The sequence below is a fragment of the Streptomyces halobius genome (genome assembly GCF_023277745.1).
In the GTDB taxonomy this organism is placed as follows: domain Bacteria; phylum Actinomycetota; class Actinomycetes; order Streptomycetales; family Streptomycetaceae; genus Streptomyces; species Streptomyces halobius.
This window is the reverse complement of record NZ_CP086322.1, coordinates 8,667,708-8,682,244: the sequence shown is the minus strand read 5'-3', so window position 1 is coordinate 8,682,244 and position 14,537 is coordinate 8,667,708. Positions and strand designations below refer to the sequence as shown.

Below are 14,537 nucleotides of genomic sequence, written 5' to 3'. Positions count from 1 at the left end.
CGGCAGGCGTGCCTCCCCCACCGTCCACCCCTCAGGCGTCGTCCTGCACCAACCGCTCCAGCAGTTCCTGGAAGTCCCCGTCCACGACCACCCGCAGCCCGTCGCCGTCCGGCTCGCACAGCGGGGTCATCTCGCCGCCGCGCCACCAGTACACCTTGGGGCTGATGGCGCCCGCGGCGTCCTTGTGGCCGGCCGCCGCGAACTGTGCCATGGCCTGCAACGCCGGGATGACATGGGCGTCGTGAATGGGGTGGAACGCGAGCTGGTGCCGGAAGGGCATCGCGACCAGCGCTCCGTCCGGGGTCAGCCCGGTGCCCATGATCCGCTGGACCAGCTCGTCCAGCACCAGTACCCGGCTCGCGGTGAAGAAGGAGTCACCGAGCAGCACCTCGAACGCCGAGCCGTCGCCGCGCCGCACCGTTTCATGCCCCTCGACCGGCAGCGCCCGCAGATTGTTCATCGCCCGGATGCGTAGCTCGGCCACCTCCCCGAGGTCGGCCAGCGAATCCTCGCTGAGCATCTGCACCGCCTCGGGCAGATCGAGCGCGAGCACTTCGCGCAGCCCCGGAGCGGGCTGCCGGCCGTACCGGAAGGAGTCCGCTTCGGGCAGCGACTCCTGGGCGACGACGCGGGGGTAGAGGCAGGCCCGGATCTCGTCCTCGGAGAGGATCTCCAGCGGCTGCGGGCCGTCCATCGTGCGCAGGACCTTGCCGACGTGGTCACGGATCAGCGTGGGCCAGCTGCGCTCGCCCCGCCGGTCGCGGTGGCACACCGCCGCGAGATTGCCGAGGCCGAACTGACGGCCCGCCGAGTCGGCGACCACGCCCGCGTAGACGGTGACTTCGAGGCCCTGCTCGGCGAACGCCTGCCGGACCTCCGACCGGAAGACGCCGCCCTCCCGCTCGGAGAAGAAGCTGAATTCCGCATCGCGTGCGAGGTCGCGGGAATCCCGCTTCGGTCCTCGGCGGAACAGGCCCATCTCTTCCTCCCGGCGAAGGCCACGTACGAACGGCCATGAATGGGCTGATCGTAACGGGTGCGCCCGCCGCACCGGATACGTTCCGCCTGCCGGGGGCGGGTACGAGACAGCCCAGGGCCCTGTCCTTCCTTGCGTACGCTTCTCCGGCTCCCCACGGGCGCGGGCCCTCCGCGTCACGGAGCCGGTGAGCCGGTGGTCCGGAGGAGCAGCCGCTACCGGGGCACACACCGCTCCCGGCATCACGCGTCGGTGCGTGATGCCGGGAGCGGTGGGCCACCGATGCCGGCCTCCAGGGCCAGTCCGATGGGTCAGGCGCTAGCCGCCGATGTTGACGTCGATGCAGGCGTAGAAGGCGTTCGCGGTATCGGCGATGTTCCAGACCGCCAGGACCTTCTGCTTGCCGCTCAGACCACCGAAGTTGACGGTGTGTGTGACGGTCTCGGGCGGCTGCGCGCCTCCGTCGTCGAACTCGGCGACTTTCCGGCCGCCCACGAAGTACTGCCAGGTGCTGGTGGAGTGACGGGCGGTCAGCTTCCAGTTGAAGGTCTGGGAGCTGCCGACCGGGGTGACCTTCCAGCCCTTCGCATCATCGTCGAGTTCCGCGAACGCGCTGTTGCCGCCGCTGCAACTCGTCAGACCCTTGGGGCCCTCGACGCTCTGCGGCTCCCATTTGATCGGTCCGCATTCGATGGTGCCCGCGGCGCACTGCGCCTGCCTGCTGGGCGGCGAGGACACATAACCGTGCGCGCCGGCCGGGCTGGCGGGCATGGTCACGACGAGGAGGGGAGCGATTCCCGCGCCAATGGCGAGAGCCAGCCTTCTCTTGCTGTTCATGTCAACCCTTTCGCGAGGGAGGCCACCGCGCGAGAAACAGGGGACCCGACGCCGCCACGGGCGCCGTTGTCCGCCCCGGGAAGCCTCGTTGAGTGTGGGGGGTGGATGACGCGAGGGTGTTCTGCGGCGGCGCCCCACGCCCGCCCCGCCCGGTGCCGACTCCGAGCACGGCGTCCCGTGGACAGGACCGCCAATTGGTCTAGACTTTACTCGCTGACCGCGTACGGTCAAGGGGTGCGCAACGGCCCTCTGCCGCGCCTCACTTCGCCGGTGCGCCCCGGGCTCCGCTGGAAGCCCGCACGACGAGCTCGGGGGCGAGCCGGACGGTCCGCCGCGAACCGGCCCCGCCGCCGTCCGGCTGACGGGCGAGCAGCCAGGCGGCTTCGGCGGCCAGTTCGGCGACCGGCTGCCGGACAGTGGTCAGCGCCGGGTCGGCGAGGCCCGCGAGCGGGATGTCGTCGAAGCCGGTGACGGCGACCTCCCCCGGGACGTCCGCGCCCAACTGCCGCAGCCGTTGCAGCGCGCCGACCGCGATGAGGTCATTGGCGCAGACGAAGGCGTCCGGACGGGACGGCCAGATCCGGTTGACCGCGGTGCGCCCCCACTCCACCGAGAAATCGCCGAGTTCGACGCGCCCAGGGGCCGTCGGACCAAAAGCCCCCGCCCCCGCCTCGTACGCCGTGCGTCGCTCGACCGCCGCCGAAGCGGTCCCGTCGGCCCCCACGAAGCAGGGGCGACGACGTCCCGTGGCGGCCAGGTGTTCCAGTACGAGGGCCATACCGGCCGCGTTGTCGACGGCGACCGCGTCGGCGACGCCGGGGCCGCAGCCGCGGTCCAGCAGTACCAGCGGCACCCGGGCGGCCGCACGCGCCACCGCGTCCCGGCTGTGGCGCTCATCGACGGGTATGACCAGCAGCGCGTCGACCTGCCGGTCCAGGAACGCGCTGATCCGGGCCGCCTCGGTCGCCGGATCGTCGTCGCAGTCGGCGAGCAGTACGGCGCGCCCCTCTGCGTGCAGGGCGTGCTCCAGTTCCCGGACAAGCGCGGGGAAGAAGGGGTTGGTGATCTGCGGGAGGACCAGGCCGACGGTGCCGGTGGAACGGCTGCGCAGAGCGCGGGCCACCTGGTTGGGCCGGTAGCCGAGACGCTCGGCCGCCTCCCGTACCGTGCGGGTGGTTTCGGCGCCGACGGGTCGGGTGCCGGCCAGCACGCGGGACACTGTGGCGACGGAGCAGCCCGATGCGCGGGCGACGTCCCTCAGGGTGACTTCGGCCACCGTCTCCCAGCCCCCTTCGTTCGGCTCGGCTGCGCAGGGTGGGAGCATACGCGGCGGCACGGGATCGGTAAACGTTGTCCGTTCAAGGCCATTGATACGGGTTCACGGGCTGGGTGTGCGTTTCCTCGCGCCCCGGAAATGCCCGGAAAGCGGGAGATTGACAGAGATTGAACCGTTGACAATCGACGGGTCCATGGGCGAAGTTTCCGGAGAACGTTTTCCATGATGTGTCCGAGCCCCCTCGCCGTCGGCTCCCCGCCCCGGTATCGGCATCGGTGCCCCACGCGCCCGGCTCGACGTATCAGGACCGGGGCGCACCCCACCGGCGGACGTGCCGGCGCCGCCGGACGACCGACTCCACCGCCGTTCCGCAGTGCAGCAGAGCGCAGAGCAGCAGAGCAAAGGGGCTCTTCCGTTGGCCAGAAAGATCATCCTCGACTGCGACCCGGGGCACGACGACGCGATCGCCATGCTCCTGGCCCACGGCAACCCCGGCATCGAGCTGGTCGCCGTCACGACCGTGGTCGGTAACCAGACGCTGGAGAAGGTGACCCGCAACGCCCTGTCGGTGGCGCGGATCGCCGGCATCACCGGAGTGCCCTTCGCGGCCGGCTGCCCGCGCCCCCTCGTCCGTGACATCGTGATCGCCCCCGACATACACGGCGAGACCGGCCTCGACGGCCCGGAGCTGCCCGAACCGGCGATCGAGCCGGACCGCCGGCACGCGGTCGACCTGATCATCGACACCGTGATGTCCCACGAGCCCGGTGAGATCACCATCGTCCCGACGGCCGGTCTGACGAACATCGCGCTGGCCGTGCGCAAGGAGCCCCGGATCGCCGAGCGGGTGCGCGAGGTCGTGCTGATGGGCGGCGGGTACCACCAGGGCAATTGGAGCGCGGTCGCCGAGTTCAACATCAAGATCGACCCCGAGGCCGCCCATATCGTCTTCAACGAGAAGTGGCCGCTCACCATGGTCGGCCTCGATCTCACACACCAGGCGCTGGCGACCCCCGAGGTCGAAGCGAAGATCGCCGCGGTCGGCACCAGGCCGGCCACGTTCGTGCTGGAGCTGCTGGACTTCTTCCGCGAGGCGTACCGGGAGAACCAGGGCTTCGAGTTCCCGCCGGTGCACGATCCGTGCGCGGTCGCATATGTGATCGATCCGGACGTCATGACGGTGCGCAAGGCCCCCGTGGACATCGAGCTCACCGGCGGACTGACCCTCGGTATGACGGTGGCGGACTTCCGTGCGCCGGCCCCGGCCGACTGCACCACCCAGGTCGCGGTCGCACTCGACCATGAGCGGTTCTGGAACCTCGTGGTGGACGCCCTCGAACGGATCGGCGACGCGGCGGCATGACGACTTCCACCGGCAGCGACGTCTCCACCCCACAGGACCCCACCGGGACTCCACAGGACCCCACCGAGATCAAGGGCGGCGGATCCGGCGTCCGGGTCGGTGTGCTCCTCACCGCGCTGCTCGCGGCGTGTTTCGCGTTCCAGCTCAATGCGAGCATGCTCAGCCCGGCACTGAAGAGTATCGAGGACACCCTCGGCGCCAGCTCCGCCGAGATCGGCCTCACCCAGACCGCGTTCTTCACGTCGGCGGCCCTGTTCTCCCTGTTCCTGCCGAGACTGGGCGATGTCCTCGGCCGTCGTAAGGTCCTGGCCGGCATGCTGGCCCTGATGACGGTCGGTTGTGTGGTCGCCGCGCTGGCGACGAGCGTGCCGATGCTGTTCGCCGGCCGCGTCATCCAGGGTGTGTCCGGTCCGGTCGTCCCGCTGTGTCTGATCATGCTGCGGGTCGAGGTGCGGGAACCGAAGCGGTACGGCACGCTGCTCGGCGTGATCACCGCCGTCAACGGCGGGATCGCGGGCGTCGACTCGCTCGCGGGCGGCTACCTCGCCGACAACCACGGCTTCCCCTCGGTCTTTTGGGCGATGGCGATCGTCGCGGCGCTCGCCGCCGTCCTGGTCGCCACCCTGACCCCCGAGTCCCGGGCGGCCGCCGCGACCCGTATGGACTGGCCCGGAGTGGCGCTCCTGGTCGTCTCGGTAGGCTCGCTGCTGATCGCGCTGAACGAGGCGGGCAAGCTCGCCGCCGCCAACTGGCCGCTGATCGCCGGTCTCGTCATCGTCACCGCGGTCGCCTTCGCCCTGTTCTGGCGGACGGAGAACCGCAGCGGGCACCCGCTGGTCGCCACCCGGCACCTCAAGCAGCGCGCTACCTGGGCGACTCTGCTGACCACCGTGCTCACCATGACCGGTGTGTTCGCCGTCATGAACGGGCTGATCCCGGCGTTCGCCCAGGACGCACAGGCCGGGCTCGGCATGACGGCCGAGCAGTCCGCGTGGTGGACCCTGACGCCGTACGCCCTCGCCGGACTGGCCATGGGCCCGGTCGCCGGCCGCCTCGCCGCCACCTTCGGCTACGGCCGCATCCTCCGCCTCGGCCTCATCGGGTCGGTGGCGACCGTCGTCCTGATGCTCGTCACCATCGACGATCATTCACGTGTGCTGCTCCTGGCGGCGTCCCTGCTGGTGGGCGTCACGTATGCGGGCGTCGCGAACATCGTCCTCAACGGACTCGGCATCGTCCTGTCCCCCAACGAGAACCCGGGCTTCCTCCCCGGCCTCAACGCGGGCGCGTTCAACCTCGGCGCGGGCCTCAGCTTCGCCGTGCTCTTCGCGGTCAAGACGGCGGCCCTGCCCGCGGACCCGTCGTCGCCGTCCGGTTACGTCGCCGGCATGATCGCGGGCGTGGTCATCATGGCCGCGGCCATCGCGACATCGTTCCTGATCCCGAAACCGGTGACGGCGGAGGCACGGAGGTAGAGGGGCTTCCTTCGGGGGCGGTAAAGCGGTCCCGTCCGGGGAGGGGGTTGAGCAGCCTTCCCCTGGGGGCGGGAGAGCGGCCTCCTCCGCGGGACTGCCGCCCCTGCCCCCACCGCGGAAAATCCTCCCCCGGCCCGGGAATACCGCCCCGGCCCCGCACGTCGTGGACTGCTAGGGGCAGACGCAACCCTTAGGGGATCTGTCCGACCAACCCTTGAGGCTCGCGCGAAGTAGGGGCCTTGACGTACGGCGCACCCCTCCCGTCTCCCCCGTGCTCTCCGCACTTCGCAACGTCGCACGAAACCGCCCGCCCACCGGAACGCACCGGTCGGCGGGCGGTTCATGTCCCGGACGGCAGTTCCCGCCCAGCGATGCCGGGAGCCCTGGACGGCAATGCCCGCCCAGCGATATCGGGAGCGCCCCGAGACGCGGTACCGACTAGCGATGACTTTCGCCCGGTGCAACGGTCAGTACTGGGAGAGGCAGCAACGCCGACGACACCAGGAGAGTGGCCATGCCGAAGATCATCCCCAACCTCTGGTTCGACACCCAGGGCAAGGAGGCCGCCGAGTTCTATGTCTCGGTGTTCCCCAACTCCAAGATCACCAACGTCTCCTACTACAACGAGGCCGGTCCGCGGGAGGCCGGCACCGTACTGACCGTCGACTTCGAGCTCGACGGCCAGGAGTACACCGCGATCAACGGCGGCCCCGAGTTCACCTTCAGCGAGGCGATTTCGCTGCTCATCAACTGCGCAGACCAGGAAGAGATCGACTACTACTGGTCCAAGCTCTCCGAGGGCGGCGAGGAAGGCCCGTGCGGCTGGCTGAAGGACAGGTACGGCTTGTCCTGGCAGGTGGCGCCGGCCGGGATGGTGGAGCTGATGAACGACCCGGACAAGGGCCGTGCGGAGCGCGCCATGAAGGCCATGCTCGGCATGAAGAAGATCGATGTGGCGGCGCTTTACGCCGCGGCGGACAAGGCGTAAGGGCTTACGGGCCGGGGCAGCCGGTGGGCGCCGCACCACTGCCCCGTAGCACCGGAGACTGCCGATCCCGCGACCGGCGAAGCGCGCCCGGCCACCCCGTCCGACGTGGGAAATCGAGACGTCGTATGGGGTGGCCGGGTGTCGTTGTGCCACCCGATTCGGGCGATCCCCCGCGTCGCCCGAATCAGGCAGTCTGACCGGATTCGCCACCCTTGAGAAGGCGGACATCCGGAGTCGTGCTGAGTATATTGGCTCGCAGCCAGTCAACGCAGGAGTTACAGCATGTCCCCCCGCAGCGCGTCGGTCAACGAAGAATTGCGGCGGCGATCACGGGAGCGGCTGCTGCAGGCGACGGTCGAGCTGGTGGGCGAGCGCGGGCTTGAGGCGACCACGCTGGGTGATATCGCACAGCGCGCCGGGGCGGCTCGCGGGCTGGTCTCCTACTACTTCCCCGGCAAGCGGCAGCTGCTGCAATCGGCCGTGCACCGGCTGATGCATCTCACCCTCCAGGCGGCGCTGGAGCGCGAGCCACAGCCGACCGGGCCGGATGCGGGGCGTGAGCTGTTGGCCCGCGCCATCGATGCCATCCTCGGGCTGGCACACGACCGTCCGCTGCTGATGCGGACGCATATGGCGGGCATTCTGACGGCCGAGGGATTCATCCAGTGCCCCGAACAGCAACGGCTGGCCCAGCTGCTGCGCGAGACGGTCGTGGCATACGGATCGACGGACCCGGATGCCGACTATCCCCTCTTGCGGGCTCTGCTGATGGGCTCGGTGGTGCCGATGCTGCTGCCGGGAGCGCAGATGCCGCAGGCCCGGCTGCGTGCCGAGTTGTTCCAACGGTATGGGCTGGACTGGGAGTTGGGAGTTCCTCCGGATACGGAGCCGCCCGCTGGGTCGGGGCCACGGAGGGGGACACCGGGCCCCGTGGGTCCGTAGCGGAAACGGCCCGCTAGCGCTTGTTGTGGCGTGGCGTCAGCAGGCCGTCGTCCCGGGCGCCGGCGATCAGACGCAACGATCTTCGGCGGTTGCGTCCGGTGGCGTTCATCACGGCCAGCACCGGATCGCGCCCCTCCCGTTGCGCCTCCCGGTAGACGTCCGCGGCGAATTTGCGGCGCTCACCGGCCCGCAACCGGGCGAGCACGGCGGACGGGGAGGGCGCGGGCGGCTCGGCGGAGCCGTCCGGGGAGGCGACCGAGTTCTCCGGGGGCGGGCTCTCCGGGGAGGCCGCGTCGCGTTCCGGCGATGCCGCGGAGTCCGTCGAGGGACCTTCGGTCGTCGACGGGTCCGGGGCGTGCGCGCAGCCCTCCACGGCGACGGCGTGCTCGGACTGCGGCTCGGCGGGGCGTGCGGCCTCTCCGCACAGCACTCCGTCACCGTGGGCGACGCCCCCCGCGGGCACCGCCACGTCCTCGTCCGCCGATCGTCCCGAGGCCGGTTCCTCGTCCCCCATACGGGGGGAAACCGGCTCGGCATCCGTATCCCCGGCCGCACCGGTGACCGCATTCGTCACCACAGCCCTCACCGCGTCCGTGGCCGTCTGTGCCTCCACATCCCCCGCCAGACCGGGCACCGGCACCGAATCCGGCCATGCCCCCGGCTTCAAACCGGCCGTTTTCGTCGGATCCACCGCGTCCTGCTCCCGCCCGGGGGAGGGTCGGTCCTTCCGTGGCCGTCCCATCACCATCCGGCAGGCATCGTCCAACGGGCCCTCGATCCAGCGCGCCAGCGCGGCGAGGCCGTCGAGCGTCAGGGGCGGATCGGCCCGCATGTCCTCGACGGTGATGTGACCGTCGTCGGCGACCGTCACCAGGACATCGATCCGGGCGCCGTCGGCGAATGTCAGCCGGGCGCTGAACCACGGCCCCAGCGGATCGGGCCGGCGCGGGGCGTCTCCGGGGCCTGGCGTCCCGGCCGGATCGTCGGGGGCGGCGGGCTCCGGGGCGGGCGCGGCCGAGCCATGGCCTCGGAGCTCCCAGACGGGCCACTCCGAGGCCGCATCTTGGGCCTTATATCGGCTATTAACGGTATAAAAGTCACTTTCCGACACGGGAAAAACGTAGCCGCCGGCCCACCCGGCCCAGGGACGCGGCACGCTCATCGCATCGTGAGCAACCCCGATAGCTCATCTCCCGCCGGGCGCCCGCCGGTGCGATGCTGGGGGTACTCCGCGAAAGGGGCTCTTGTGCTTCGTGTCGCAGTGATCGGTTCTGGACCCAGTGGTGTCTACACCGCCCAGTCCCTGGTCGAACAGCAGGCCGTGCCGGATGTGGAGGTGTACCTCCTGGACCGGCTGCCCTGCCCGTACGGCCTGGTCCGCTACGGGGTCGCGCCGGACCACGAGAAGATCAAATCGCTGCAGAACAACCTTCGGACGGTGCTGGAGCACCCTCGCGTGCACTTCCTGGGGAATGTGGAGGCGGGCGCGCCGGGGCTGGGCCCCCGGGAGCTGCGCGAGATCTTCCACGCGGTGGTGTTCTGCGTGGGTGCCGCCACCGACCGGCATCTCGGCATCCCCGGTGAGGACCTGCCCGGCAGCCATTCGGCGACCTCCTTCGTGGCCTGGTACAGCGCGCATCCGGACGCCGTCGCCCACCGCTTCGCGCTCTCGGCCCGGTCCGCGGTCGTGATCGGCGTGGGCAATGTGGCCGTGGACGTGGCCCGGATCCTGGCCCGCGGCGCGGCGGACCTGGCCGGCACGGACATGCCTCAGGGGGCGCTCGGCGCGCTCGCCGACAGCCGTGTCGAGGACATCTGGATGGTGGGCAGGCGCGGCCCGTCGCAGGCCAGGTTCACCACCAAGGAGCTGCGGGAACTGGCGACCCTTCCGGGTGCGGAGGTGGTCGTACGGCCCGAGGAGCTGGCGGGGGATCCGGGGTACCACGATTCCAGTGGGCTGCCGGCGGCCGGACGGCGAAACGTTCAGGTGCTGCACGACTGGGCGGAGCGGTCGGATGATGCCGCGGCGGCGGGATCGACGGCGGGGGCGACGGCCGCGTCGGAGCGGGACGAGCGCCGGATCCATCTTCGGTTCTTCCTGCGTCCGGTCGAGATCCTCGGGGACGCCGCCACCGGCGTACGGGCGGTCCGATTCGAGCGGACGGCACCGGACGGGCACGGCGGGATCGTGGGAACCGGCGCATACGAGGACATCGAGGCGCAGTTGGTGCTGCGTTCGGTCGGCTATCGGGGGACGCCGCAGCCGGGGCTGCCGTTCGACGACGCGACCGGGACGGTGCCGCACCGGGCGGGGCGGGTGCTGCTGAACGGGGCGGCCAGCCCCGGTGTCTACGTGGCGGGCTGGATCAAGCGCGGCCCCACCGGGGTGATCGGCACCAACCGGCCCTGCGCCAAGGAGACCGCGGCATCGCTCCTGGAGGATGCCGCCGCTCTGGCGGAGCGTGATGTCGCCGACGATCCGGTGGACGCACTGCGGCAGGCGGGCCAGCAGCCGGTCTCCTGGGCGGGCTGGCTGGGCATCGAGGCCGCGGAGGCGGCGTGGGGTCAGCAGCTGGGGCGCGGGACGGTCAAACTGCCGGACTGGGAGGGGCTGTTGGGGGCGGCACGCTCGGCGGAGTGAGCCGGGCGGAGGGCGGGCCCCCTGGGGGCGACGGCGTTGTGCGCAGGCACCCCCGAGAGCGGCGGGCTGAGCCGGGCGGAGGCGCAGGCGCCCCGGGGCTCACACGTCGCCGAGACGGCGGGCCTGAAGGTCCGCGGCCCGGAGGACGCCGTCGATCAGGCCGGGGAAGAGCGCGTCCAGGTCGGCCCGGCGCAGCCCGTTCATCTTGGCCGTGCCCCGGTAGATCTGCTGGATGACGCCGTACTCACGCAGCACCCGGAAGTGGTGGGTGCAGGTCGACTTGCTGACCGGCAGTTCGATGTCCGCGCAGTTCAGCTCCCCGTCGGCGGCGGCCAGCGCCCGGACGATCCGCAGGCGCATCGGGTCGGCGAGCGCATGCAGGACATCCGCGAGCCGGATGTCCTCGCGGGCCGGGTGCTCCAGCGACCGGGAGCCGGACGGGGCACCCGTGGACGTCGCATTCGTGGACGTCGTATCGGTCGGCATGACGGCTCCTGACGTGCGGCCCGGTCACGTTCCGGGCGGGGATTCGGGCGCTCGCGGCGGAGTGCGGGAGAGCTCACCGGACGGCCATCGTACGGAAAGCATCGTAGTTCGGACGACCTCCGAGAGCATTGCTCCTGTGCGCGACCACACCCTCCCCCGCTTGTACGAAAGACATCGTAGTTTGACAGCCACCGTAATACGATGCTTATCGTATGACCCGCCGGGCCCGTCCGGGCCCGAACACCTTCAGGTACAGGAGCCTGCCGTGAGCGCACTGTTCGAGCCGATCAACCTTCGCTCGCTGACCATTCCGAACCGCCTCTGGATGGCGCCGATGTGCCAGTATTCGGCGGCGCCGGAGGGCCCGGGGGAGGGCGCGCCCGGCGACTGGCACTTCCAGCATCTGGCGGCCCGGGCGGCGGGCGGCACGGGCCTCATCCTCACCGAGGCGACCGCCGTGAGCCCCGAAGGACGCATCAGCCCCTACGACCTCGGGCTGTGGAACGACACCCAGACCGAGGCGTTCCGACGTATCACCGGCTTCCTCACCTCGCAGGGGTCGGTGCCCGGCATCCAGATCGCGCACGCCGGGCGGAAGGCGTCCACCGAGCGGACATGGGTGGACCGCGGCGCCCCGATCCGGCCCGGCGAGGGCTACGGGTGGGCGCCGGTCGGTCCGAGCCCGGTGCCGTTCGACGAGCGCTCCGCGACGCCCGCGGAGCTGACCACGGCGCAGATCGGTGAGCTCGTCGAGCAGTTCGCGGCGACCGCCCGCAGGGCGCTGGCCGCCGGCTTCGAGGTGGCCGAGATCCACGGTGCGCACGGCTACCTGATCCACGAGTTCCTCTCCCCCTTCACCAACCTGCGCACCGACGCGTACGGCGGCTCGTACGAGAACCGGACCCGCTTCCCGCTGGAGGTGGTGGCCGCCGTACGGGAGGTGTGGCCGGACCACCTGCCGGTCTTCTTCCGGATCTCGGCGACGGACTGGCTGAGCGAGGACACGGACGACGAGCGCGAGGGCTGGACGGCCGACGACACCGTCCGGTTCGCCGGTGACCTGCGGGCACATGGCATCGATCTGCTGGACACCTCCACGGGCGGCAACGCGCCGGACGCGAAGATCGAGGCGGCGCCCGGCTTCCAGGTGCCGTTCGCCGAGCGGGTCCGGAAGGAGACCGGTCTGCCGGTGGGTGCCGTCGGTCTGATCACCGAGGCGCGGCAGGCCGAGAAGATCATCGCGGACGGCCAGGCCGACGCCGTGCTGCTCGGCCGGGAACTGCTCCGGTCGCCCGGCTTCGCCCAGCAGGCGGCCCGCGAACTGGGCGCCGACGTCCACGTCCCGCGGCCGTACCACCGAGCCCTCTGACAGCTCCGCTCTTCTCCCCTCTGACCTGCGCGGATACCGCACGGGAACGCCGTTGTCAGTGGTCGGGTGCAGACTTGCCACTACCTGAGACAACGGCGTCCCGGAGGTGTTCGGCATGACAGACGTACTACTCGCGGTGGGCACGCGCAAAGGGCTCTTCATCGGCCGAAGGCGGCATGGTGAGTGGGCGTTGAGCGGGCCCCATTTCCCCGCGCAGGCGGTGTACTCCCTCGGGATCGACACCCGTCGCGCCACGCCCCGGCTGCTGGCCGGAGCGGACAGCTCGCATTGGGGACCGTCGGTTTTCCACTCCGACGACCTGGGCGAAACCTGGCACGAGCCGGCCCGGCCCGCGGTCAAGTACCCGTCGTACACCGGGACTTCGCTGGAGCGGGTCTGGCAGCTGCATCCGGCGGGCCCGGCCGCCCCCGACGTGGTGTACGCGGGCACCGAGCCGGGCGGGCTGTTCCGGTCCGAGGACAACGGCGAGACGTTCGAGCTGGTGCGGCCGCTCTGGGACCATCCCACGCGGGAGAAATGGGTGCCGGGCGGCGGCGGGCTGGCCGTCCACACGGTGATCACCGACCCACGGGACGCCGATGCGGTGACCGTCGCGGTCTCGGCCGCCGGGGTCTTCCGCACCCTCGACGGCGGCGCCAGCTGGATGCCGTCGAACACCGGAGTGAAGGCGGTGTTCCTCCCGGACCAGCAGCCCGAATTCGGCCAATGTGTCCACAAGATCGCCCAGGACCCGGTGCACCGCGACCGGCTGTATCTGCAGAACCACTGGGGCGTCTACCGCAGCGATGACGCGGGCGCCCGATGGGCGGACATCGGCGGCGGGCTGCCCTCGGACTTCGGCTTCGCCGCGGCCGCCCACCCCAGCAGGGGAGATGTCGCCTATGTCTTCCCCATCACCGCCGATATCGACCGGGTGCCGGCCGACCACCGCTGTCGGGTCTACCGCACGGCCGACGCGGGCGGGAGCTGGGAGGCGCTGACCGCCGGACTGCCCCAGGAAGACCATTACGGCACGGTGCTCCGTGACGCACTGTGCGTCGACGACGCCGACCCCGCGGGGGTGTATTTCGGCAACCGCAACGGCGAGCTGTACGCCAGCGCGGACGACGGCGACAGCTGGCGGCAGCTCGCCTCCCATCTGCCGGACGTGCTGTGCGTACGGGCGGCCGCCGTGGGGTGAGGGGGCGCGGGTGCGCGGTGGCGGACGGACAACACGCCTGCATGTCCCCGCGGTTGGGGCTCCTTGCGATCTCCGTCGGAGGGCTACCGGGGTACGCGTGCCGGGGGGCTCCGTCCGGGACTGGGTCGGTATCCCACCGGAATCACCGACGCGGTCCCCGTCGGCGCAACGTGAGCAACACGAGCAATGTAGGCAAGGTGAGCAACGTCAGGATGACCGGATACGGATGACCGGATGCGTGGGAAGGAGAATCGCAGGCCATCGATTAAAAGGATCGGCCGTCGGCCAGTAGGGTGATCCTGTGGCTGCACGACCTCTTCAAGACATCGTCGAACCGGGCTGGGCCAAGGCACTTGAGCCCGTCGCCGGACGGATCGCCGCGATGGGCGACTTCCTGCGGGCGGAGATCGCCGCGGGGCGTACGTATCTGCCGGCCGGCAACAACGTTCTGCGCGCCTTCCAACAGCCCTTCGATGAGGTGCGGGTGCTCATCGTCGGACAGGATCCCTACCCCACACCGGGGCACGCGGTCGGACTGAGCTTCTCCGTGGCGCCGGATGTGCGTCCGCTGCCCGGGAGCCTGGAGAACATCTACCGCGAGCTGCACTCCGATCTCGGGATGCCCCGGCCGTCCAACGGCGACCTCACGCCGTGGACGCGGCAGGGTGTACTGCTGCTGAACAGGGCGCTGACGACGGCACCCCGCAAGCCGGCGGCGCACCGCGGCAAGGGCTGGGAGGAGGTGACCGAGCAGGCCATCCGCGCGCTGGTGGCACGTGACCGTCCGCTGGTGTCGGTGCTGTGGGGGCGTGATGCGCGCAATCTGCGGCCGTTGCTGAGTGATCTTCCGGCCGTCGAATCGGCGCACCCCTCCCCCATGTCCGCGGATCGTGGGTTCTTCGGCTCGCGGCCGTTCAGCCGGACGAACGAGCTGCTGGTGCGGCAGGGGGCACAGCCTGTGGACTGGCGGCTGCCCTGACGCC

Annotated in this window: 13 protein-coding genes; 8 read left to right on the top strand and 5 right to left on the bottom strand. The window is 70.8% G+C overall.

From position 1 onward, the window contains the following. Positions 1-31: 31 nt before the first annotated feature. From K9S39_RS39455 to K9S39_RS39445, 3 genes are all read right to left on the bottom strand, one after another. Positions 32-979 (bottom strand): hypothetical protein, encoded by a 948-nt coding sequence (locus K9S39_RS39455; protein ID WP_248868084.1) that lies wholly within the window; start codon positions 977-979, stop codon positions 32-34. Between the two features lie 315 nt (positions 980-1,294). Continuing rightward, positions 1,295-1,813: a lytic polysaccharide monooxygenase auxiliary activity family 9 protein gene (locus K9S39_RS39450; RefSeq protein ID WP_248868083.1), complete on the bottom strand. Its 519-nt coding sequence runs from the start codon at positions 1,811-1,813 to the stop codon at positions 1,295-1,297. A 259-nt stretch (positions 1,814-2,072) separates the two neighbouring features. Then, entirely contained in the window at positions 2,073-3,089 is a 1,017-nt protein-coding gene (locus tag K9S39_RS39445) for a LacI family DNA-binding transcriptional regulator (RefSeq protein WP_248868082.1), read from the bottom strand. Positions 3,090-3,504: 415 nt separating this feature from the next. Here K9S39_RS39445 and uriH point away from each other — a divergent pair, with 415 nt between their 5' ends. The 4 genes from uriH (at position 3,505) to K9S39_RS39425 (ending at position 7,857) form a co-directional block, all read left to right on the top strand. Further along, a complete protein-coding gene (gene uriH, locus K9S39_RS39440; protein ID WP_248868081.1) occupies positions 3,505-4,452 on the top strand; it encodes a uridine-preferring nucleoside hydrolase UriH in 948 nt (315 codons plus the stop codon). After that, complete coding sequence (gene uriT / locus K9S39_RS39435; protein ID WP_248868079.1) at positions 4,449-5,927, top strand: uridine transporter UriT; 1,479 nt, start codon at positions 4,449-4,451, stop codon at positions 5,925-5,927. Before uriH ends, uriT begins: the two co-directional genes overlap by 4 nt. Before the next feature lie 514 nt (positions 5,928-6,441). After that, positions 6,442-6,915: a VOC family protein gene (locus tag K9S39_RS39430; protein ID WP_248868078.1), complete on the top strand. Its 474-nt coding sequence runs from the start codon at positions 6,442-6,444 to the stop codon at positions 6,913-6,915. Between the two features lie 282 nt (positions 6,916-7,197). Next, positions 7,198-7,857 (top strand): TetR/AcrR family transcriptional regulator, encoded by a 660-nt coding sequence (locus K9S39_RS39425; protein ID WP_248868076.1) that lies wholly within the window; start codon positions 7,198-7,200, stop codon positions 7,855-7,857. Positions 7,858-7,870: 13 nt separating this feature from the next. On the opposite strand, the gene K9S39_RS39420 is transcribed toward K9S39_RS39425, so the two are convergent. Then, positions 7,871-8,968 carry a DUF6214 family protein gene (locus K9S39_RS39420; RefSeq protein ID WP_406708100.1) on the bottom strand — a complete coding sequence of 366 codons (1,098 nt, stop codon included), beginning with the start codon at positions 8,966-8,968 and terminating at the stop codon, positions 7,871-7,873. 135 nt (positions 8,969-9,103) lie between these two features. Between K9S39_RS39420 and K9S39_RS39415 the strand changes: the two genes are divergently transcribed. Continuing rightward, positions 9,104-10,498 carry an FAD-dependent oxidoreductase gene (locus K9S39_RS39415; RefSeq protein WP_248868073.1) on the top strand — a complete coding sequence of 465 codons (1,395 nt, stop codon included), beginning with the start codon at positions 9,104-9,106 and terminating at the stop codon, positions 10,496-10,498. A gap of 99 nt (positions 10,499-10,597) precedes the next feature. On the opposite strand, the gene K9S39_RS39410 is transcribed toward K9S39_RS39415, so the two are convergent. After that, entirely contained in the window at positions 10,598-10,984 is a 387-nt protein-coding gene (locus K9S39_RS39410; RefSeq protein WP_248868072.1) for an ArsR/SmtB family transcription factor, read from the bottom strand. A 265-nt stretch (positions 10,985-11,249) separates the two neighbouring features. Here K9S39_RS39410 and K9S39_RS39405 point away from each other — a divergent pair, with 265 nt between their 5' ends. The 3 genes from K9S39_RS39405 to K9S39_RS39395 all read left to right on the top strand — a co-directional run bounded on the left by K9S39_RS39405 (position 11,250) and on the right by K9S39_RS39395 (position 14,533). After that, entirely contained in the window at positions 11,250-12,353 is a 1,104-nt protein-coding gene (locus tag K9S39_RS39405; protein WP_248868070.1) for an NADH:flavin oxidoreductase/NADH oxidase, read from the top strand. Positions 12,354-12,468: 115 nt separating this feature from the next. Continuing rightward, positions 12,469-13,554, top strand: coding sequence for a WD40/YVTN/BNR-like repeat-containing protein (locus K9S39_RS39400; RefSeq protein ID WP_248868069.1), 1,086 nt, complete (start codon positions 12,469-12,471; stop codon positions 13,552-13,554). Positions 13,555-13,855: 301 nt separating this feature from the next. Beyond that, positions 13,856-14,533 carry a uracil-DNA glycosylase gene (locus K9S39_RS39395; RefSeq protein ID WP_248868068.1) on the top strand — a complete coding sequence of 226 codons (678 nt, stop codon included), beginning with the start codon at positions 13,856-13,858 and terminating at the stop codon, positions 14,531-14,533. The last annotated feature ends 4 nt before the right edge of the window (positions 14,534-14,537 follow it).

Excerpts from the sequence above, each read along its gene's own strand:
- K9S39_RS39425 (WP_248868076.1), top strand. The coding sequence starts at position 7,198 with ATGTCCCCCCGCAGCGCGTCGGTCAACGAAGAATTGCGGCGGCGATCA.
- K9S39_RS39400 (WP_248868069.1), top strand. The coding sequence starts at position 12,469 with ATGACAGACGTACTACTCGCGGTGGGCACGCGCAAAGGGCTCTTCATC.
- K9S39_RS39455 (WP_248868084.1), bottom strand. The coding sequence starts at position 979 with ATGGGCCTGTTCCGCCGAGGACCGAAGCGGGATTCCCGCGACCTCGCA.
- K9S39_RS39450 (WP_248868083.1), bottom strand. The coding sequence starts at position 1,813 with ATGAACAGCAAGAGAAGGCTGGCTCTCGCCATTGGCGCGGGAATCGCT.
- K9S39_RS39430 (WP_248868078.1), top strand. The coding sequence starts at position 6,442 with ATGCCGAAGATCATCCCCAACCTCTGGTTCGACACCCAGGGCAAGGAG.
- K9S39_RS39410 (WP_248868072.1), bottom strand. The coding sequence starts at position 10,984 with ATGCCGACCGATACGACGTCCACGAATGCGACGTCCACGGGTGCCCCG.
- uriT (WP_248868079.1), top strand. The coding sequence starts at position 4,449 with ATGACGACTTCCACCGGCAGCGACGTCTCCACCCCACAGGACCCCACC.